Genomic DNA, 19,835 nt, shown 5'->3' with positions numbered 1-19,835 from the left:
GACTTCGCTGGGGGGCGCCGGTGCCCCCCGCTGTTGTGGAGGTGATCTATGTGCGAACTGCTCGGGATGAGCGCCAATGTGCCAACCGATATCTGCTTTAGTTTCACCGGGCTGGTTCAGCGCGGTGGAGGAACCGGGCCGCATAAAGACGGCTGGGGCATTACCTTCTACGAAGGCAAAGGATGTCGCACGTTTAAAGATCCACAACCCAGCTTTAACTCACCCATTGCCAGACTGGTGCAGGACTATCCTATTAAATCCTGTTCGGTGATCGCCCATATCCGCCAGGCAAATCGCGGCGAAGTGGCGCTGGAAAATACCCATCCGTTTACCCGTGAACTGTGGGGCCGTAACTGGACCTATGCGCACAACGGGCAGCTCTCGGGCTATAAATCACTGGAAACCGGCAATTTTCGTCCTGTCGGTGAAACGGACAGCGAAAAAGCATTTTGCTGGCTGCTGCACAAGCTGACCGAGCGCTACCCCCGTACGCCCGGCAACATGACCGCCGTTTTTAAGTACATAGCGTCACTGGCGTCTGAGTTACGCGAGAAGGGCGTCTTTAATATGCTGCTGTCTGACGGGCGCTACGTGATGGCGTTCTGCTCGACGAATCTGTTCTGGATCACCCGACGTGCGCCGTTTGGCGTCGCCACGCTGCTCGATCAGGATGTGGAAATTGATTTTCAGAAGGAGACCACACCGAACGATGTGGTCACTGTCATTGCAACGCAGCCGCTGACGGGCAACGAAACCTGGCAAAAGATCATGCCAGGCGAGTGGGCGCTATTTTGTCTCGGGGACCGCGTAATTTGACGCCAGCTGCGGCTGAACCACTTCATGGCTGAGCGGTTTACTCACCACGTAACGGCCATTGACGATGGACACCACCGGCGGCTTATGGGTCTGCTCGAAGTAGTCAAAGCCCGGTTTTAGCTGTTTCCAGAAATCTGTGTAAACAGAGTACTTATGGCGCGCCATGTTCGCATCCGTCATACGGAACGGATAGATGCTGACCTGAACATTCGGCTGACCGAAGACCAGTGCGCCCGTGACAAACTGGAAGATTTCATCAATGCCGGAATCCGTCATCGCATAACAACCGACAGACACGCAGGCACCGTGGATCATCAGGTATTTCCCTTCGTAACCGTGCGCACGGTCGAAGGCATTGGGGAAACCGATGTTAATCGCTTTATAGAAGCGGCTGTCCGGTTTTAGCTGGTTACGCTGAACGTTGTAAAACCCTTCCGGACTTTTGAAGTCACCCTGGCGCTGTTTCGGCCCCAGCCCGCCAGAATAGTTACAGATTTTGTAGCTATCGAGCAGCTGATACGTCTCGCCCATTTTGACAAACAGATCGAGTGTGCGCTCTTCCTTGAAGATTTGAATATAAACCGGGGATCCCATCAACTGCTGTTTATACTCTTTGCTGACCGGCGTCGTTGAACTATTACTGCCAAGCAGCCCGGCAAACGACATGCACGGTATCAGAAGCATCGCAATGAACAATGCGATTTTACGCATACTACTGGTTCCTTGATAAAACAATGACCAACTTGCCAGAACGGCAAAAGACACCCGAAATCAGACTAATCTGGACAGGAGCGCTCACATTAGCACCGATGGAGATTTTCGCAAGAGCCAACCTTTGCGTTTACAAATTAGTTTTACTTTATAACCCATTCACATTGTCCTGACTCCAGGAACTTTGCGCAATAGCTCGCATTTCGGCGCGCCAGACGGCGGATTTGCTGCCCCTGGCAGGGCCGAAAATGGTACACTCCGGCCTCTCTGGATTGTTGTTCATGGATACCTGCTAACCACATGTTTAGAATCAGAAAAGGACTCGATCTGCCAATCTCTGGCGTGCCTGAACAGCACGTCACCACCGGCGCCAGTATTCATCATGTCGCCATTGTAGGTGATGATTACGTGGGCATGCGTCCCGCGATGCTGGTACAGGAAGGCGATCGCGTAATAAAAGGCCAGGCGCTCTTCGAGGATAAAAAAAATCCTGGCGTTATGTTTACAGCCCCAGCCAGCGGCACCGTTGTCGCCATCCATCGTGGTGAGCGTCGCGTTCTGCAATCGGTAGTTATTCAAATTGAAGGCGATGAGAAACGCGAATTTGCGCGTTTTGACGCCGCCGATCTCGCTACCCTCAGCCACGACGCGGTGCAGACGCAACTACTGGAGTCAGGACTGTGGACGGCGCTTCGCACGCGGCCCTATAGCAAAACGCCCGTGCCAGGCACTGTGCCAGCCGCTATCTTCGTCACGGCCATCGACACCAACCCGCTCAGCGCAGATCCGCAGCCTCTTATCCTCGCGGAACGCAAAGCTTTCGATGCCGGCCTCACCGTGTTAACGCGCCTGACGCCGGGCAAAGTGCATGTCTGCCAGGCCAGCGGCGGTAAGCTGGGCGGTCATCCGCAAGGGCAGGTAGCCTTTAATGAATTTTCCGGCCCGCATCCGGCCGGACTGGTGGGAACGCATATTCATTTCCTGGAGCCGGTAAGCCTGACGAAACAGGTCTGGCATCTTAATTATCAGGACGTGATCGCTATCGGTAAGCTGTTCACCACGGGTGAGCTGTGCGCAGAACGCATTATTGCCATCGGCGGCCCTCAGGCAACCCAACCGCGTCTGGTTCGCACGCTGCTTGGGGCAGACCTGACGGCGCTGTTGGCTGGCGAAACGAAAGAGGGTGAAAACCGCATTATTTCCGGTTCGGTGCTGAGCGGCAGGCACGCGACAGGCCCGATGGCCTGGCTGGGCCGTTTCCATCTTCAGGTGAGCGTAGTACTTGAAGGACGCGAGAAAGAGCTGTTCGGCTGGGTACTGCCTGGTGCTGAAAAATACTCGGTAACCCGCACCACGCTCGGCCACTTCCTGCGTCGTAAGCTGTTTAACTTCTCCACCAGCACCAACGGCGGTGAGCGCGCCATGGTTCCGATTGGCAACTACGAACGCGTGATGCCGCTGGATATTCTGCCGACCGTGCTGCTGCGCGATCTCCTGGCTGGCGATACCGACGGTGCCCAGGCGCTGGGCTGTCTGGAGCTGGACGAAGAAGATCTGGCGCTGTGTACCTATGTGTGTCCAGGTAAATACGAATATGGACCCGTATTGCGCGAGGTGTTAACCCGCATTGAGCAGGAAGGATAACCATGGGCTTAAAACACCTCTTTGAAAAAATTGAGCCGCACTTTAGCGAAGGGAAGCTCAAAAAGTATTACCCGCTGTATGAAGCGACAACGACCATTTTCTACACGCCGGGTCTGGTAACGAAAGGCGCGGCGCACGTTCGCGACGCCATCGACCTCAAGCGAATGATGATTCTGGTCTGGTTTGCGGTCTTCCCGGCCATGTTCTGGGGGATGTATAACGTTGGGTTGCAAACTATTCCGGCGCTGCACCATATGTACGATGCAGAGCAGCTGGCGCAGGTGATTCAGTCTGACTGGCACTATCGTCTGGCGCAGTCGCTGGGGGTGAACTTTGCGGCAGATGCCGGCTGGATCAGCATGATGACGCTGGGCGCTGTCTTCTTCCTCCCCATCTATATGACTGTCTTTATCGTGGGCGGTTTCTGGGAGGTGCTGTTCGCCATTATTCGCAAACATGAGATCAACGAGGGCTTCTTTGTTACCTCTATTCTGTTTGCGCTGATTGTTCCGCCAACGCTGCCGCTCTGGCAGGCGGCGATGGGGATCAGCTTTGGCGTGGTGATTGCTAAGGAGATCTTCGGCGGGACCGGACGCAACTTCCTCAACCCGGCACTGGCAGGGCGCGCGTTCCTGTTCTTTGCTTATCCGGCGCAAATCTCGGGCGACCTGGTGTGGACGGCAGCAGACGGATTCTCCGGCGCGACGCCACTTTCACAGTGGGCGGCAGGCGGCGGCGAAACGCTGGTCAACAATGCAACCGGACAGCCTGTCACCTGGTTTGATGCGTTTATCGGCAATATTCCAGGCTCCATCGGTGAAGTGTCTACCCTGATGATTTTGATCGGCGGGGCCATCATCCTCTTTGGCCGCGTGGCGTCCTGGCGCATTGTCGCTGGCGTCATGCTCGGGATGGTACTCACCGCCACGCTTTTCAACTTCATTGGTTCAGACACAAACCCGATGTTCTCCATGCCGTGGTACTGGCACCTTGTGCTGGGAGGCTTTGCGTTTGGCATGATGTTCATGGCCACCGATCCGGTCTCGGCTTCGTTTACCGACAGAGGTAAATGGTGTTACGGCGCGCTCATTGGGGTGATGTGTGTACTGATTCGCGTGGTCAACCCGGCCTATCCGGAAGGGATGATGTTGGCCATTCTGTTTGCCAATCTGTTTGCGCCGCTGTTCGACTACCTGGTCGTGCGCGCCAACATTAAGCGGAGGAAGGCGCGTGGCTGAGATCAAAAATAACGACAGCATCAGCAAAACGCTGCTGGTGGTGCTGGTACTGTGTCTGGTCTGTTCCATCGTGGTAGCCGGTTCTGCCGTAGGGTTAAAGCCGCTACAGCAGGAGCAACGAGCGCTGGATAAACAGCGTAACATCCTGGCCGTGGCCGGGCTGATGCAGGAAGGCATGACGAAGGATGACGTCGCAGCGGTGTTTGCCGAACGTATTACCGCACGGCTGGTGGATATAAAAACCGGGGAGTTAATGGATAAAGACCCGGCGAAATATAACCAGGCGCTGGCGCTAAAAGATCCGCAGATGAGCACCACGCTTGACGCCTCGCAGGATCCGGCAGGCATTAAGCGCCGCAGCAATGTCGCGGAGATTTACCTCGTCCGTGACGAGCAAAAGCGCATCCAGGAAATCGTATTGCCCATCTATGGCAACGGTTTATGGTCAATGATGTACGCCTTTGTGGCGCTGGATACTGATGGCCGCACGGTCAAAGGCATTACTTATTACGATCAGGGCGAAACACCAGGGCTGGGGGGTGAAGTTGAGAACCCTAACTGGCGGGCACAGTTTGTTGGTAAAAAAGTGCTCGATGACAACGGTCAGCCTGCGCTGAAGGTGGTGAAAGGGGGCGCGCGTCCCGGCGATGAATTTGCCGTTGATGGTCTTTCCGGCGCCACGCTCACCTCTAACGGTGTGCAGCATAGCTTTGATTTCTGGATGGGTGAACTGGGCTTTGGTCCCTTCCTGAAGAATGTACGTGAAGGAGCGCTGAATAATGGCTGATACGGGTGAACTGAAAGAAGTTAAAAAGGTGCTGATTGGCCCACTGTTAGCCAATAACCCGATCACGCTTCAGGTGCTGGGGGTGTGCTCGGCGCTGGCGGTGACCACCAAGCTGGAAACGGCGGTGGTCATGACGCTGGCGGTAACGCTGGTGACAGCGTTCTCCAGCATGTTTATCTCAATGATCCGCCACCACATACCCAACAGCGTGAGGATCATCGTGCAGATGGCGATCATCGCCTCGCTAGTGATCGTGGTCGATCAGCTCCTGCGCGCCTTCGCCTATGAAACCTCGAAACAGCTTTCGGTGTTTGTCGGCCTGATAATCACCAACTGCATCGTGATGGGGCGTGCTGAAGCCTATGCGATGAAAATGCCACCGCTGGCGAGCTTTATGGACGGTATCGGCAACGGTCTGGGTTACGGCGTGATCCTGTTGACGGTTGGTTTCCTGCGCGAACTTATTGGCAGCGGCAAGCTATTTGGCATCCCGGTGCTGGATACGGTACAGAACGGCGGCTGGTATCTGCCGAACGGCCTGTTCCTGCTGGCCCCAAGCGCATTTTTCATTATCGGTTTGCTGATCTGGTTAATTCGTACGTTGAAGCCTGAACAGCAGGAAAAGGAGTAACCGACAATGGCTCATTACCTGAGTTTATTTGTGCGCGCGGTGTTTGTTGAAAACATGGCGCTCGCTTTCTTCCTGGGCATGTGTACGTTCCTTGCCGTTTCTAAAAAGGTATCGACGGCATTTGGTCTGGGCGTGGCAGTTACCGTTGTGCTGGGGCTTTCCGTTCCGATTAACAACCTGGTCTTCAACTTCGTGCTGCGTGATGGCGCGCTGGTGGAGGGGGTTGATCTTAGCTTCCTGAACTTCATCACCTTTATCGGAGTGATTGCGGCGCTTGTTCAGATCCTGGAGATGATCCTCGATAAATACTTCCCATCGCTGTACAACGCGCTGGGGATCTTCCTGCCGCTGATCGCCGTGAACTGCGCCATCTTCGGTGGCGTCTCGTTTATGGTTCAGCGCGATTACAACTTCAGTGAATCGGTTGTGTATGGTTTCGGTTCCGGTATCGGCTGGATGCTGGCGATTGTCACCATGGCGGGGATCCGCGAAAAAATGAAATATGCCAACGTACCTGCGGGGCTTCGTGGCTTAGGGATCACCTTTATCACCACCGGCCTGATGGCGTTGGGCTTTATGTCCTTCTCCGGTGTGCAGCTATAAGGGCTAACTGATGGAAATTATTCTTGGCGTGGTGATGTTCACGCTGATAGTACTGGTGCTGTCAGGGCTGATCCTGGCGGCGCGTGCGAAACTGGTCAATTCCGGGGATGTGATCATTGATATTAATGATGATCCGCAGAATCAGATCCGTACCCCGGCAGGGGATAAGCTGCTTAACACGCTCTCCGGCAACGGGATTTTTGTCTCGTCTGCCTGTGGCGGCGGTGGCTCCTGTGGACAGTGTCGTGTGACGGTGAAAGAGGGTGGCGGTGATATTCTGCCAACGGAACTGTCGCATATCACGAAGCGTGAAGCGAAAGAGGGCTGCCGTCTGGCGTGCCAGGTCGCTGTGCGCCAGAACATGAAGATTGAGCTGCCGGAGGAGATCTTCGGCGTGAAAAAATGGGAGTGCGAAGTTATCTCTAACGATAACAAAGCCACGTTCATCAAAGAGCTCAAGCTGCGTGTCCCTGAAGGGGAGAGCGTCCCGTTCCGTGCGGGTGGGTATATCCAGATTGAATGTCCGGCACACACCGTTGCGTATGCTGACATCGACGTGCCCGAGGAGTACCGGGCAGACTGGGATAAATTTAACCTCTTCCGCTTTGTTTCCGAGGTAAAAGAGCCCGCGCTTCGCGCCTATTCCATGGCTAACTATCCGGAAGAGAAGGGTATTATTATGCTCAACGTGCGTATCGCCACGCCGCCACCGAATGTGCCTGATGCCCCCCCTGGCGTCATGTCGTCGTATATCTGGTCCCTCAAGCCTGGCGACAAAGTGACGATTTCCGGCCCGTTCGGCGAATTCTTTGCCAAAGATACCGATGCGGAGATGGTCTTTATCGGCGGCGGTGCGGGGATGGCGCCGATGCGTTCGCATATTTTTGACCAGCTCAAACGGCTTGGCAGCAAGCGCAAAATCAGCTTCTGGTACGGGGCGCGTTCACTGCGCGAAATGTTCTATGACGATGAGTTTGAACAACTGGCGCGTGATAACCCTAACTTTACCTTCCATGTGGCGCTATCCGATCCGCAGCCGGAAGATAACTGGACAGGCTATACGGGCTTCATCCACAACGTGCTGTATGAAAATTACCTCAAACAGCACCCGGCACCGGAAGACTGCGAGTTTTATATGTGTGGTCCGCCAATGATGAACGCCGCCGTGATTAAGATGCTAAAAGATCTTGGCGTGGAAGATGAGAACATCATGCTCGATGATTTCGGAGGCTGATTATGCTGACTTTTCTGGCGACCTTTGCGGTGTTTGTGCTGGTGATCTTCGGCATGTCCTTAGGCTGGATCATCAAGCGTAAAAGCATTCAGGGCAGTTGCGGAGGCATCTCTTCCATCGGAATGGAAAAAGTGTGCGATTGTCCGGAACCGTGCGATGCGCGGAAAAAGCGGATAGCTCGCGAGCAGCAACGCATTATTTAGTTTTCCAGGTCGGGTAAGGCACCCCGCCACCCGACAATTCCTGCGCACCCTTCTCAACCCTCATTTGTTTACTGTATACTTATCCAGTAATGAGTGAGGGCTTACTATGCGCAAAATAATCCATGTCGATATGGACTGCTTTTTTGCCGCAGTGGAGATGCGTGACAACCCGGCGCTGCGGGATATTCCCATCGCCATTGGCGGCAGCCGGGTTCAGCGCGGTGTCATCAGCACCGCCAACTATCCTGCTCGCAAATACGGCGTGCGCAGCGCCATGCCGACAGCGATGGCGCTGAAACTGTGCCCGCATCTCACTCTTTTGCCCGGACGTTTTGATGCCTATAAAGAAGCATCGAGCCACATTCGGGAGATCTTCTCCCGCTACACCTCACTGATTGAACCGTTATCGCTGGATGAAGCCTATCTGGATGTCACCCACAGCGTGCACTGCCACGGCTCCGCCACCCTGATGGCGCAGGAGATTCGCCAGACTATTTTTATCGAGCTGAACCTGACGGCGTCGGCAGGCGTCGCGCCGGTAAAGTTTCTCGCCAAAATCGCCTCCGATTTAAATAAGCCCAACGGCCAGTACGTTATCACTCCGGAAGAGGTTCCGGCGTTTTTAAAGACGCTGCCGCTCAGCAAAATCCCCGGCGTGGGTAAAGTTTCCGCCGCGAAGCTGGAAAGTATGGGGCTACGCACCTGCGAAGACGTTCAGCGCAGCGATCTGGCGCTGCTGCTTAAGCGTTTTGGCAAGTTTGGCCGCGTACTGTGGGAACGCAGTCAGGGCATTGATGACCGGGATGTGAACAACGAACGGCTGCGTAAATCGGTCGGCGTTGAACGCACGCTCAGCGAAGACATCCATGACTGGACCGAGTGTGAAACCATTATTACGGAACAGCTTTATCCTGAGCTTGAACGACGCTTACTGAAGGTCAAACCGGATCTGCTTATTGCCCGACAGGGCATCAAACTGAAATTTAACGATTTTCAGCAGACGACGCAGGAGCACGTCTGGCCACGCCTCAACAAAGAGGATCTTATCGCGACGGCAAAAAAGGCATGGGAAGAACGGCGGGGCGGACGAGGGGTGAGGCTGGTGGGGCTGCACGTCACCTTGCTGGATCCGCAGCTGGAACGTCAGCTGGTGTTGGGACTGTAGATTGCGCTAATCGTAGGCCCGGCAAGCGTAGCGCCACCGGGCAACAGACGACGAATTACTTAACAGGAATTGCTTTCAGCAGCTCAGTCAGCAGCGTCCAGTAGTGACCGACGCTTTCAATGTGAACCTGCTCATCCGGGGAGTGTGGCCCGGTGATGGTTGGCCCGATGGAGACCATGTCCATATCCGGATACGGTTTCTTGAACAGACCACACTCCAGACCCGCGTGAATAACCTGAATGTTCGGGGTGCTGTTGAACAGTCGCTGATAAGTTTCACGCACCAGTGCCATGACCGGAGAACTTGCATCCGGCTGCCAGCCCGGGTAGCTGCCTTTTGCAGACGTTTTCGCGCCCGCCAGGGTACCCAGAGATTCCAGCATACTCACAACGTACTCTTTACCGCTGTCGATCAGGGAACGGATCAGGCAGATGATCTCTGCGCTGTCGTCACCCATGGTCACCACGCCCACGTTCAGGGAGGTTTCCACCACGCCTTTCGCCACGTCAGAGTTGCGGATCACGCCGTTTGGCGTTGCGTTCAGCAGCTGGACGAACGTGTCACGAGACTGTGCGGTCAGCGCGACTTTATCCGTCGTAACGGACTCCAGCACCACCGTCAGGTTTTTCTCTTTTGCAGACAGTTCGTTTTTCAGGATCTCCAGATACACGCTGGAGAGTTTTTTCAGTTCGTCCGCTTTCGCCGCAGATACCGCCACGGTAGCGAAGGCTTCGCGAGGGATCGCGTTACGCAGAGTACCGCCGTTGAAGTCCACTAGGCGCAGATCCAGTTCAGCGGCATGGCCCGCCAGGAAACGCGCCAGCAGTTTGTTGGCGTTGCCCAGGCCCAGGTGAATATCACCGCCGGAGTGACCGCCTTTCAGCCCTTTCAGCGTCAGCTTAAAGGTCTCGAATCCGGCAGGGATCGCTTCGCGGGACAGCGGCAGGGTAGAGATGAAATCGATCCCGCCCGCGCAGCCCATGTAGATCTCACCCTCTTCTTCGGAGTCGGTGTTGATCAGAATGTCCGCTTGCAGCCAGTTTGCCTGAAGACCGAACGCGCCATCCATGCCCGCTTCTTCAGTCATGGTCAGCAGCACTTCCAGCGGACCGTGTTCAACGCTGTCGTCAGCCAGCACGGCCAGCGCGGAAGCCATACCAATGCCGTTATCTGCGCCCAGGGTCGTGCCGCGCGCCTTCACCCACTCGCCGTCGATGTACGGCTGAATCGGGTCTTTTGTGAAGTCGTGAACGGTGTCGTTGTTTTTCTGCGGAACCATGTCCAGGTGCGCCTGCAATACCACTGGCTTACGGTTTTCCATACCTGCGGTGGCAGGTTTGCGGATAAGAATATTGCCAACCTGGTCGCGCTCAGCGTGCAGACCTTTTTCCTTCGCCCAACCCATAATATGTTCGGCAAGCTGTTCTTCGTGATAGGAAGGGTGCGGAATGGAGCAGATTTTGGCAAAAATATCCCACAGCGGCTGTGGAGATAATTGAGACAGTTCAGACACGATAGGTCTCCTTGTCGATGCGCTGCAAAACAATGTTGCAGGTCACAGGGTTAGCAGGTTGATTGTTACCACAAGTCAGGCTTGCGAGATGCAACTGAGAATACCACTTTCTCCCGTGGCTGGTAGCATTAAGCATGTAAAAACTCAGGCTCATGGCGCGTAACACTGGTTTTTAGTGCGTCAGATCTCTATAATCTCGCGCAACCTGGTTCACCCTCATTTTTTTTAAGCCGTATATAAACAGGCTGGGACACTTCACATGAGCGAAAAATACGTCGTCACCTGGGACATGTTGCAGATTCACGCACGCAAACTGGCTGCGCGTCTGATGCCTTCCGAACAGTGGAAAGGCATTATTGCCGTCAGCCGTGGCGGTCTGGTACCGGGGGCGCTGCTGGCACGTGAGCTGGGTATTCGTCATGTCGATACCGTATGTATCTCCAGCTACGATCACGACAACCAGCGCGAACTGAAAGTGCTGAAACGCGCGGAAGGCGACGGTGAAGGCTTTATCGTTATCGACGATCTGGTGGACACCGGCGGTACTGCGGTGGCTATCCGCGAAATGTATCCAAAAGCGCACTTCGTCACTATCTTCGCGAAACCAGCGGGTCGCCCACTGGTTGATGATTACGTCATTGATATCCCGCAGGATACCTGGATTGAACAGCCATGGGATATGGGCGTGGTCTTCGTACCGCCTATCTCTGGCCGTTAATTTCAGTACGTAACTTTACACGCCCGGTTATGCCGGGCGTTGTTCTTTTTAGCCTGCCACGCGTTACAATGGTCTTCATATGACGTATCCATGGAGGCAACGCAATGACGCAGGCGAATCTTACCGAAACTCTCTTCAAACCCCGTTTCAAGCACCCTGAAACGTCGACGCTGGTGCGTCGGTTTAATCCGGGGACAATGCCTGCCGTTCAGTCAGCGTTAGACGGTAAAAACGTGCCCCACTGGTATCGAATGATTAACCGCCTGATGTGGATCTGGCGCGGCATCGATCCGCGTGAAATCCTCGACGTGCAGGCGCGTATCGTGATGAGCGAGTCCGAGCGTACCGACGGCGATCTCTACGATACGGTGGTGGGTTACCGTGGTGGAAACTGGATCTACGAATGGTCAAAGCAGGCCATGCTCTGGCAGCAAAAAGCGAGCCAGGAAGAAGATGCCACTCTCAGCGGCAAGCACTGGCTACATGCGGCAAATCTGTACAGCATCGCTGCATATCCGCATCTGAAAGGCGACGAACTGGCAGAGCAGGCACAGGCGCTGGCAAACCGGGCTTATGAAGAGGCCGCCCAGCGGCTGCCTGGCCGGATGCGTGAAATTGAGTTCGCCATTCCCGGCGGCAGCCCGGTGACCGGATTCCTGCATATGCCGGAGGGGGAAGGGCCGTTCCCGACGGTTCTGATGTGCGGTGGCCTGGACTCGTTACAAATCGACTATTACAGCCTGTATGAGCGCTACTTTGCCCCAAAAGGGATCGCCATGCTGACGCTCGATATGCCTTCCATTGGTTTTTCATCCAAATGGAAACTTACGCAAGACTCCAGCCTGCTGCACCAGCATGCATTAAAAGCGCTGGAGAATATCCCCTGGGTTGACCACACCCGGGTAGGCGCGTTTGGCTTCCGCTTTGGCGCTAACGTCGCGGTGCGGCTGGCCTACCTTGAATCTTCACGCCTGAAGGCCGTCGCCTGTCTTGGTCCGGTGGTGCATGCTCTGTTAAGCGATCCTGCGCGTCAGGGTAGTGTTCCTGAGATGTATCTGGACGTGCTGGCGAGCCGACTTGGCATGCATGATGCTTCAGACGAAGCGTTGCGCATTGAACTTAATCGTTACTCATTAAAAACGCAGGGCTTACTCGGCCGCCGCTGCCCAACCCCAATGATGTCCGGTTTCTGGAAGAACGATCCGTTTAGCCCGGAAGAGGAGTCACGCTTAATCACGTCGTCATCTTCTGATGGTAAATTGCTGGAGGTACCCTTCAGCCCGGTGTACCAGAATTTTGACAAAGCGCTGAAAGAGATCACACGCTGGATCACGCAGAGATTGTGTTAATAGTTTGCTAAATTTCGTTGGTTTGGTAAAACAGTGCTTCACAAAAGGAGATCGCAATGACGTTACCGAGTGGACACCCGAAAAGTAGACTGATTAAGAAGTTCATGGCTCTTGGCCCGTATATTCGAGAAGAGCAGTGTGAAGAGAATCGCTTTTTTTTCGACTGCCTGGCTGTTTGCGTCAACGTGAAGCCTGCACCCGAAAAACGTGAGTTCTGGGGCTGGTGGATGGAAATGGAAGCACAGGAAAACCGTTTTACCTATAGCTATCAGTTTGGCCTGTTTAATAAAGACGGGCACTGGCAGGCGACGAGCATCAAAGATCAGGAAGTGATCGATCGCCTGGAGCATACGCTAAAAGAATTTCACGGCAAAGCTCGCGACCTGCTGGCCACGCTGGATTTGAAGCTGGAGCCCGCGGACGATTTTTCCAGCGAAGCGGTGAAACTGAGAGCCTGATGATGTCACAGCGCCGGGTGGCGGCTACGCCTTACCCGGCCTGTAAAATGTACTAACCCGTAGATCCGGTAAGCACAGCATCATCGGGCATAAAAAAACCGGCTCATCGCCGGTTTTTTATTACCACAACATCAGAACTGGTAGGTCATGCCCAGCGCAACGATATCATCGCTGCTTACGCCCAGTTTATTATCGTCATCGATCTGGTTGATCTTATAATCAACAAACGCAGACATATTTTTGTTGAAATAATATGTCGCACCTACGTCGATGTATTTCACAATATCTTCATCGCCGATACCTTCGATATCTTTGCCTTTAGACTGCACGTAACCCAGAGATGGACGCAGACCAAAGTCAAATTGATATTGCGCGACCACTTCGAAGTTTTGCGATTTATTTGCAAAGCCACCGGAAATAGGGGCCATATTACGGGTTTCGGAATAAATAGTGGCCAGATAAATATCGTTGGCATCATATTTCAAACCGGTTGCCCAGCCTTCTGCTTTTTTACCTTCGCCGCGAGCCTGAAGGTTTTGCTCGTTGGTGCGATCGGAGCTGGCATACGCACCAATCACAGAAAAATCGCTGCCGCCGAAGTCATAGCTCAGGGAGGTACCGAAGCCGTCACCGTTTTGCTTCTTCACGTCGCGGTTTTCATTTTTGCCCTGGTATTGCAGGGTCATATTCAGGCCGTCAACCAGGCCAAAGAAATCGGTATTACGGTATGTGGCCAGACCGGAGGCGCGTTTCGTCATGAAGTTATCGGTCTGCGCCAGGCCGTCACCGCCGAACTCCGGGAACATATCGGTGTATGCGGCGACGTCATACAGCGCGCCCAGGTTACGGCCGTAATCCAGTGAGCCGAAGTCTTTCAGTTTCAGCCCGGCAAATGCCAGACGTGTTTTTTGAGAAGAGTCGCTCTCAGCTTTGTTACCTGCGAACTCAGCTTCCCAACGTCCGTAGCCGGTCAGCTGATCGTTAATCTGCGTTTCACCCTTAAAGCCGAAACGAACGTAAGTCTGGTCACCATCCTTAGCGTCATCATCACTGATGTAGTGCATTGCTTTTACTTTGCCGTACACGTCCAGTTTATTCCCGTTTTTATTATAAACTTCTGCTGCCTGAACAGATGCGGAAGCAACTACGCCCATTACCACTAATGCCAGAGTGCTCTTTTTCATTTTCAATCCTGATTTTATAAAAACGCGCTAATATTCGCTGAGTAATAAGATTCGACTTATTACCCCGTGAAAAACAGGAAGGGTTTTATCGTTCGTGGGTGAAAGTTTTATGACAAAGTAAGAATATGTCTAAAAAAGTATGTTTTAATTTTTCGGTAATAAAATTGTCAAAATCTGCCGCTACGCTTCCTGATCCCGCGCAACAAAGTGACGGGTCATGCGCTAAGGCAGTTGGCAACGGAGCTGACACCTGTTAAAACGTCTGACTGACATCATTTTCCCTTATTGTTGAACGGCAGAGAATCATGAGTGACAGCCAGACGCTGGTGGTAAAACTCGGTACCAGTGTGTTAACAGGCGGATCGCGCCGCCTGAATCGTGCCCATATCGTTGAGCTTGTACGTCAGTGCGCTCAGTTGCATGCCGCAGGGCATCGTATTGTGATTGTGACTTCCGGGGCGATTGCCGCCGGGCGTGAACACCTGGGCTACCCCGAACTCCCCGCGACGATCGCCTCCAAACAGCTGCTGGCCGCCGTGGGACAAAGCCGACTCATACAGCTCTGGGAACAACTGTTCTCCATCTACGGCATTCACGTCGGGCAGATGCTGCTGACGCGTGCGGATATGGAAGACAGAGAACGTTTCCTGAACGCCCGCGATACGCTGCGTGCACTGCTGGATAACCATATCGTTCCGGTCATTAACGAAAACGACGCTGTTGCCACCGCTGAAATCAAAGTGGGCGACAACGATAACCTCTCTGCGCTGGCGGCGATCCTGGCAGGGGCCGATAAGCTGCTGCTTCTGACCGATCAGCAGGGGCTGTTTACCGCTGACCCGCGCTCTAATCCACAGGCTGAACTGATCAAAGACGTTCACGGCATTGACGATGCGCTGCGTGCCATTGCGGGTGACAGCGTTTCTGGTCTGGGGACCGGCGGCATGGGCACCAAGCTCCAGGCCGCGGACGTGGCGTGCCGGGCCGGTATCGACACCATCATCGCCGCGGGCAGCCGTCCGGGCGTGATCGGTGATGTGATGGAAGGCATCTCTGTGGGCACACGCTTCCACGCTCAGGCATCCCCGCTGGAAAACCGAAAACGCTGGATCTTTGGCGCGCCCCCGGCTGGCGAACTGACCGTGGATGAAGGCGCGACCGCCGCTATTCTGGAAAGAGGAAGCTCGTTACTTCCAAAAGGAATTAAAAGCGTGACAGGCAACTTCTCGCGTGGTGAAGTGATCCGAATCCGTAACCTTGAAGGTCGCGACATCGCTCATGGCGTAAGTCGTTATAACAGCGACGCACTGCGTCGGATTGCTGGTCACCATTCCCAGCAGATCGACGCCATCCTGGGCTATGAATATGGCCCGGTTGCCGTGCATCGTGACGACATGATTATTCGTTAAGGAGCCAGAACATGCTGGAACAAATGGGCGCAGCCGCGAAAGCCGCCTCTTATAAACTGGCGCTCCTTTCCAGCCGCGAGAAAAATCGCGTGCTGGAAAAAATCGCTGATTATCTGGAATCTCAGTCGCAGGAAATTTTGCTCGCCAACGAGCAGGATCTGCTGGAAGCGCGTCGCAACGGCTTGAGCGAAGCGCTGCTCGACCGTCTGGCGCTGACCCCGGCGCGTCTGAAAGGTATTGCCGATGACGTCCGTCAGGTGTGCAACCTCGCCGACCCGGTAGGGCAGGTGATTGACGGTGGGGTGCTCGACAGCGGGTTACGCCTTGAACGTCGTCGCGTGCCGCTCGGCGTCATTGGGGTGATTTACGAAGCGCGTCCAAACGTGACGGTGGATGTCGCCTCCCTGTGCCTGAAGACCGGTAACGCCGCGATCCTGCGTGGCGGGAAAGAGACCTGGCGCACCAACGCCGCGATGGTAAACGTCATTCAGCAGGCGCTGGAGGAGTGTGGTTTACCGGCGGGTGCCGTGCAGGCGATTGAAAGCCCCGACCGTGCGCTGGTCAACGAGATGCTGCGCATGGACAAATACATCGACATGCTCATCCCACGCGGCGGCGCGGGCTTGCACAAGCTGTGCCGTGAGCAATCTACCATTCCGGTGATCACCGGTGGTATTGGCGTATGCCATATCGTAGTGGATGACACCGCGGAGGTAGAACCTGCGCTGAAGATTATCGTCAACGCTAAAACACAGCGTCCAAGCACCTGTAATACGGTGGAAACGCTGCTGGTGCATCAGGGCATCGCCAGTACCTTCCTGCCAGCGCTGAGCAAGCAGATGGCGGAAAGTGGCGTCACGCTGCATGCGGACGAGAAGTCTCTCGCCCTGCTGAAAGACGGTCCGGCGAAGGTCGTTCCGGTTAACGCGGAGCAGTACGACGATGAGTATTTGTCGCTGGATCTGAACGTGAAGGTGGTTGCGGATCTCGATGATGCTATTGCGCACATTCGTGAACACGGAACCCAGCATTCTGACGCGATCCTGACGCGCACCCTGCGCAATGCCGATCGGTTTGTGAATGAAGTGGATTCGTCTGCGGTTTACGTCAATGCCTCGACGCGCTTCACCGATGGCGGCCAGTTTGGTCTGGGCGCGGAGGTGGCGGTGAGCACACAGAAGCTGCATGCCCGGGGTCCGATGGGGCTTGAAGCGCTGACCACCTACAAGTGGATCGGCTTCGGTGATGATACGATTCGTGGGTAAATAATCACGGGTGATGCAAAAATAGCCGTTTGATTCAAAAGGGCATTGACGCATCACCCGGTTAGATCTACTCTTTTGCCCCGTGGTTACGCTCGTAACCGGCCTTTCAGGGCCGATATAGCTCAGTTGGTAGAGCAGCGCATTCGTAATGCGAAGGTCGTAGGTTCGACTCCTATTATCGGCACCATTTCAAACTCTTCCCAAGTCTACCGAAATCAACTCAAAGCCCGTATACTGCGGTTTCAGGCCCGTATCTTATCTCCTGTTATCAACTGGACTCAACCGGAATCAAGTTACAGTTGGGGGCATAAGTGGGGGCATTCTGTGTTCGGTCCAGGGAGATGCCCCCAATGAAGCTAAATGCACGACAGGTAGACGCTGCGAAACCCAGAGAGAAAGCCTATAAGCTTGCAGATGGTGCTGGTTTGTATCTTGAGGTTGTTCCTTCTGGTTCTCGATACTGGCGGATGAAATATCGCTTCAATGGAAAAGAGAAGCGTATGGCTTTTGGGGTCTATCCGGCAGTGTCCCTTGCACAAGCGAGGGCACTGCGTGATGAAGCCAAGAAAAAGCTGGCCGAGGGTATCGATCCATCATTTGCCAAGAAAGAAGAAAAGCTGGTTCGGGATGTGCAGCTCAACAACACGTTCCAGTCTGTGGCGCTTGAATGGCACGGAACGAAGGTGAGCCGATGGTCAGAAGGTTATGCTTCTGACATTCTGGAGGCCTTTAATAAAGATATTTTCCCATATATCGGTCAGCAGCCAGTCAACGAAATTAAGCCTCTTGTTCTGCTGAATGTGCTGCGTCGAATGGAAAGCCGTGGTGCGACAGAGAAGGCTAAGAAGGTTCGCCAACGCTGCAGTGAAGTTTTTCGTTATGCCATCGTTACCGGACGCGCGGAATACAATCCTGCTGCAGATCTAACCAGTGCGATGTCAGGGCATGAATCGAAACATTACCCCTTCCTTACCGTTGAGGAGCTACCAGACTTCTTTAAAGCTCTCTCTAGCTATACAGGCAGCCCGTTAGTTGTTCTTGCAGCACGTCTGCTGATCCTTACGGGAGTTCGCACCGGTGAGCTCCGAGGTGCTTTCTGGAGTGAGTTTGATCTGAAAAAGCGGTGTGGGAAATACCTGCCGAGCGTATGAAGATGAAACGGCCCCCATCTTGTCCCCCTTTCTACCCAAGCGCTGGAAATCGTACAGCAGCTCAAAGTGATGACTGGGCAATATCCACTGGTATTCCCAGGGCGAAATGATCCCCGCAAGACGATGAGTGAAGCGAGTATTAATCAGGTGTTCAAGCGGATTGGATACACGGGGAAGGTAACGGGACATGGTTTTCGCCACACGATGAGTACGATTTTGCATGAGGAAGGGTTTAATACGGCATGGATAGAGACCCAGTTGGCTCACGTTGATAAGAATGCGATTCGTGGAACGTACAACCATGCATTGTATCTGGAAGGGAGGAGGGAGATGATGCAGTGGTATGGAGATTATATTGATAAAGTTGGAAGGGTTGCTCTCAGGAGTGCTTCATAATTAGATTTCTCTAAACCTAACTGGCTCGTTAGGGATACAGGAAAATTCTAAAATTATCGCTCCTCCATAATGGAGGGGCTGAAATAATAATTATTTTTTATGAATCACACTCAAGTTGATTATTAATTTCTTTAACTATTAAATATATTTTTTATAAATTACAGAAGAGACGTAAATCATATCTTATTTATTAGTTAATTTGAGGGGGGATTAATAGGTTCACGTTTAATGATGCTGCAAACCTTGAAGTGCCATCCCTTTTGATATGTGTTTGATTTTATATGTAACTAATTGGTTTATATAATATTTAATAATGCACAGCATTCATTTTTTAGGTATAATAAACCGGTTGCAGCATTTTAGACGAGTACATGTCTCTTATAAAGGTGATTTATAACTTATTGATTTTTTAAGGTGAAGGATATTTAGAGAGGCAATCGAAGCTGGTTCGAGAAATCCCAGTTCTTATTCTCAATAGCCATTGATATCAATAAATAGTAGAATATAAAGATTATAGAAAATTGTATTGTGTCTATATGATTTTATTTTTTAAGTAGGAGGCGACGTGTGAAAAGAAAAGTAGAAATAACCAAGAACAGCTTTTTTGAGCTTTTTTCTGATGCAATAACTCTTTATGAATTATCAGTTGCAACACAAAAAACACACATCAAAAAAACACTTGCAAAATCAAGTGTACTTTCAATTAACTACGCTATTGAGGCTGCAGCTAACTCATTTTTATCTTCTATAGAAATATCGCAAAAGTTAAAAGATCAAATTGACAGGTTCTCTTCACTTGATAAATTTGACTATACTCTTCAATGGCATAAAGACATATCTTTACCTCGTGGAACCACTCAAACACAAATAATAAAAGAATTAATAGTACAACGAAATGCATTGGTACATCCCAAGATTAAAATTTTCACTGATACAATAGAAACTAAACCGGGTGAAGGGAAAATCGCTTATCAACACCAATCTAATATTCACTCCGAACAAGTTAAAAGTAATATATCAGGTATATCACTTGATCCTGAAACATATACTGAAAAAGATGCTTTTATTGCGATCAAGGCTCTTGTGGATTTTTTAAATTGCTACGTTAACGATTGGTGGGGTATTGATTTGGATACATCGGCTTTATTGCTTTTACCATCATGGAACGGCTCAATACAAGCGCAACCAATAATTTATGAGAGGAACTCACTAGAGACTGTTCTAAGGCATGATCCTGAGCTAAAAATAAAGTTTATTGGGTTGCATGGTATATTTGAGCAATTTCAATAATACTCCATAAATTATTTATACCAGAAGGAATGATGAGAGGCGCTCCTTTAACGCCTGCTTCTTCTCTTAG

The 19,835-nt window shown here is 52.7% G+C and carries 18 protein-coding genes, 1 tRNA gene and 1 pseudogene; 17 read left to right on the top strand and 3 right to left on the bottom strand.

What is annotated here, in order from left to right; translation table 11 throughout:
• Positions 1-48 precede the first annotated feature (48 nt).
• Complete coding sequence (locus tag RHN82_RS05170) at positions 49-816, top strand: class II glutamine amidotransferase (protein ID WP_017383120.1); 768 nt, start codon at positions 49-51, stop codon at positions 814-816.
• Here the strand turns inward: RHN82_RS05170 and dpaA are convergent.
• A complete protein-coding gene (gene dpaA, locus RHN82_RS05165) occupies positions 787-1,527 on the bottom strand; it encodes a peptidoglycan meso-diaminopimelic acid protein amidase (RefSeq protein ID WP_047052439.1) in 741 nt (246 codons plus the stop codon). The two genes, RHN82_RS05170 and dpaA, sit on opposite strands and share 30 nt — an antisense overlap.
• 300 nt (positions 1,528-1,827) lie before the next feature.
• On the opposite strand from dpaA, the gene RHN82_RS05160 reads away from it, so the two are divergent.
• The 8 genes from RHN82_RS05160 (at position 1,828) to dinB (ending at position 9,032) form a co-directional block, all read left to right on the top strand.
• Positions 1,828-3,171, top strand: a complete 1,344-nt coding sequence (locus RHN82_RS05160) for a Na(+)-translocating NADH-quinone reductase subunit A (RefSeq protein ID WP_032652651.1) — start codon at positions 1,828-1,830, stop codon at positions 3,169-3,171.
• Between the two features lie 2 nt (positions 3,172-3,173).
• Positions 3,174-4,409, top strand: coding sequence for an NADH:ubiquinone reductase (Na(+)-transporting) subunit B (locus RHN82_RS05155; protein ID WP_047052440.1), 1,236 nt, complete (start codon positions 3,174-3,176; stop codon positions 4,407-4,409).
• The gene (locus RHN82_RS05150; protein WP_047052441.1) at positions 4,402-5,196 is read left to right on the top strand and encodes a Na(+)-translocating NADH-quinone reductase subunit C; all 795 of its coding nucleotides are present in this window, start codon (positions 4,402-4,404) and stop codon (positions 5,194-5,196) included. Before RHN82_RS05155 ends, RHN82_RS05150 begins: the two co-directional genes overlap by 8 nt.
• On the top strand, positions 5,189-5,827 hold the full coding sequence (locus RHN82_RS05145; RefSeq protein ID WP_003863219.1) for an NADH:ubiquinone reductase (Na(+)-transporting) subunit D: 639 nt from the start codon (positions 5,189-5,191) through the stop codon (positions 5,825-5,827). The genes RHN82_RS05150 and RHN82_RS05145 overlap by 8 nt, the downstream gene beginning before the upstream one ends.
• 6 nt (positions 5,828-5,833) lie before the next feature.
• Positions 5,834-6,430 (top strand): NADH:ubiquinone reductase (Na(+)-transporting) subunit E, encoded by a 597-nt coding sequence (gene nqrE, locus RHN82_RS05140; RefSeq protein ID WP_003863217.1) that lies wholly within the window; start codon positions 5,834-5,836, stop codon positions 6,428-6,430.
• A 10-nt stretch (positions 6,431-6,440) separates the two neighbouring features.
• Complete coding sequence (gene nqrF, locus RHN82_RS05135; protein WP_047052442.1) at positions 6,441-7,664, top strand: NADH:ubiquinone reductase (Na(+)-transporting) subunit F; 1,224 nt, start codon at positions 6,441-6,443, stop codon at positions 7,662-7,664.
• A gap of 2 nt (positions 7,665-7,666) precedes the next feature.
• Positions 7,667-7,867, top strand: a complete 201-nt coding sequence (gene nqrM, locus RHN82_RS05130; RefSeq protein ID WP_047052443.1) for a (Na+)-NQR maturation NqrM — start codon at positions 7,667-7,669, stop codon at positions 7,865-7,867.
• Positions 7,868-7,973: 106 nt separating this feature from the next.
• Positions 7,974-9,032: a DNA polymerase IV gene (gene dinB / locus RHN82_RS05125; RefSeq protein WP_047052444.1), complete on the top strand. Its 1,059-nt coding sequence runs from the start codon at positions 7,974-7,976 to the stop codon at positions 9,030-9,032.
• Between the two features lie 55 nt (positions 9,033-9,087).
• Here the strand turns inward: dinB and pepD are convergent, their stop codons facing one another.
• Positions 9,088-10,545, bottom strand: coding sequence for a cytosol nonspecific dipeptidase (pepD, locus tag RHN82_RS05120; RefSeq protein ID WP_047052445.1), 1,458 nt, complete (start codon positions 10,543-10,545; stop codon positions 9,088-9,090).
• A 259-nt stretch (positions 10,546-10,804) separates the two neighbouring features.
• Here pepD and gpt point away from each other — a divergent pair, with 259 nt between their 5' ends.
• The 3 genes from gpt to crl all read left to right on the top strand — a co-directional run bounded on the left by gpt (position 10,805) and on the right by crl (position 13,070).
• Positions 10,805-11,263, top strand: a complete 459-nt coding sequence (gene gpt, locus RHN82_RS05115; protein ID WP_003863205.1) for a xanthine phosphoribosyltransferase — start codon at positions 10,805-10,807, stop codon at positions 11,261-11,263.
• 104 nt (positions 11,264-11,367) lie between these two features.
• Complete coding sequence (gene frsA, locus RHN82_RS05110; RefSeq protein WP_047052446.1) at positions 11,368-12,612, top strand: esterase FrsA; 1,245 nt, start codon at positions 11,368-11,370, stop codon at positions 12,610-12,612.
• A 56-nt stretch (positions 12,613-12,668) separates the two neighbouring features.
• Positions 12,669-13,070, top strand: coding sequence for a sigma factor-binding protein Crl (gene crl / locus RHN82_RS05105; RefSeq protein ID WP_006809999.1), 402 nt, complete (start codon positions 12,669-12,671; stop codon positions 13,068-13,070).
• Between the two features lie 131 nt (positions 13,071-13,201).
• Here the strand turns inward: crl and phoE are convergent, their stop codons facing one another.
• Positions 13,202-14,254: a phosphoporin PhoE gene (gene phoE, locus RHN82_RS05100; protein ID WP_047052447.1), complete on the bottom strand. Its 1,053-nt coding sequence runs from the start codon at positions 14,252-14,254 to the stop codon at positions 13,202-13,204.
• Positions 14,255-14,559: 305 nt separating this feature from the next.
• On the opposite strand from phoE, the gene proB reads away from it, so the two are divergent.
• The 5 genes and pseudogenes from proB (at position 14,560) to RHN82_RS05075 (ending at position 19,765) form a co-directional block, all read left to right on the top strand.
• Positions 14,560-15,663 (top strand): glutamate 5-kinase, encoded by a 1,104-nt coding sequence (gene proB / locus RHN82_RS05095; protein ID WP_015571369.1) that lies wholly within the window; start codon positions 14,560-14,562, stop codon positions 15,661-15,663.
• An 11-nt stretch (positions 15,664-15,674) separates the two neighbouring features.
• The gene (gene proA / locus RHN82_RS05090; RefSeq protein WP_047052448.1) at positions 15,675-16,928 is read left to right on the top strand and encodes a glutamate-5-semialdehyde dehydrogenase; all 1,254 of its coding nucleotides are present in this window, start codon (positions 15,675-15,677) and stop codon (positions 16,926-16,928) included.
• Positions 16,929-17,039: 111 nt separating this feature from the next.
• Positions 17,040-17,115, top strand: a tRNA-Thr gene (locus RHN82_RS05085).
• 163 nt (positions 17,116-17,278) lie between these two features.
• A pseudogene (locus RHN82_RS05080) lies at positions 17,279-18,475 on the top strand (tyrosine-type recombinase/integrase).
• Positions 18,476-19,042: 567 nt separating this feature from the next.
• Positions 19,043-19,765: a hypothetical protein gene (locus RHN82_RS05075; protein WP_047052449.1), complete on the top strand. Its 723-nt coding sequence runs from the start codon at positions 19,043-19,045 to the stop codon at positions 19,763-19,765.
• Positions 19,766-19,835 lie beyond the last annotated feature (70 nt).

Origin of the sequence: Enterobacter cloacae complex sp. EB5, assembly GCF_031432835.1 — a bacterium.
Taxonomy (GTDB): Bacteria; Pseudomonadota; Gammaproteobacteria; order Enterobacterales; family Enterobacteriaceae; genus Enterobacter; species Enterobacter hormaechei_C.
This window is presented reverse-complemented; position numbering and strand designations above follow the sequence as displayed.

Coding starts and splice junctions, on each gene's coding strand:
- frsA (WP_047052446.1), top strand. CDS start 11,368: ATGACGCAGGCGAATCTTACCGAAACTCTCTTCAAACCCCGTTTCAAG.
- proB (WP_015571369.1), top strand. CDS start 14,560: ATGAGTGACAGCCAGACGCTGGTGGTAAAACTCGGTACCAGTGTGTTA.
- proA (WP_047052448.1), top strand. CDS start 15,675: ATGCTGGAACAAATGGGCGCAGCCGCGAAAGCCGCCTCTTATAAACTG.
- dpaA (WP_047052439.1), bottom strand. CDS start 1,527: ATGCGTAAAATCGCATTGTTCATTGCGATGCTTCTGATACCGTGCATG.
- dinB (WP_047052444.1), top strand. CDS start 7,974: ATGCGCAAAATAATCCATGTCGATATGGACTGCTTTTTTGCCGCAGTG.
- phoE (WP_047052447.1), bottom strand. CDS start 14,254: ATGAAAAAGAGCACTCTGGCATTAGTGGTAATGGGCGTAGTTGCTTCC.
- RHN82_RS05170 (WP_017383120.1), top strand. CDS start 49: ATGTGCGAACTGCTCGGGATGAGCGCCAATGTGCCAACCGATATCTGC.
- RHN82_RS05155 (WP_047052440.1), top strand. CDS start 3,174: ATGGGCTTAAAACACCTCTTTGAAAAAATTGAGCCGCACTTTAGCGAA.
- RHN82_RS05160 (WP_032652651.1), top strand. CDS start 1,828: ATGTTTAGAATCAGAAAAGGACTCGATCTGCCAATCTCTGGCGTGCCT.
- crl (WP_006809999.1), top strand. CDS start 12,669: ATGACGTTACCGAGTGGACACCCGAAAAGTAGACTGATTAAGAAGTTC.
- gpt (WP_003863205.1), top strand. CDS start 10,805: ATGAGCGAAAAATACGTCGTCACCTGGGACATGTTGCAGATTCACGCA.
- nqrF (WP_047052442.1), top strand. CDS start 6,441: ATGGAAATTATTCTTGGCGTGGTGATGTTCACGCTGATAGTACTGGTG.
- nqrM (WP_047052443.1), top strand. CDS start 7,667: ATGCTGACTTTTCTGGCGACCTTTGCGGTGTTTGTGCTGGTGATCTTC.
- nqrE (WP_003863217.1), top strand. CDS start 5,834: ATGGCTCATTACCTGAGTTTATTTGTGCGCGCGGTGTTTGTTGAAAAC.
- RHN82_RS05145 (WP_003863219.1), top strand. CDS start 5,189: ATGGCTGATACGGGTGAACTGAAAGAAGTTAAAAAGGTGCTGATTGGC.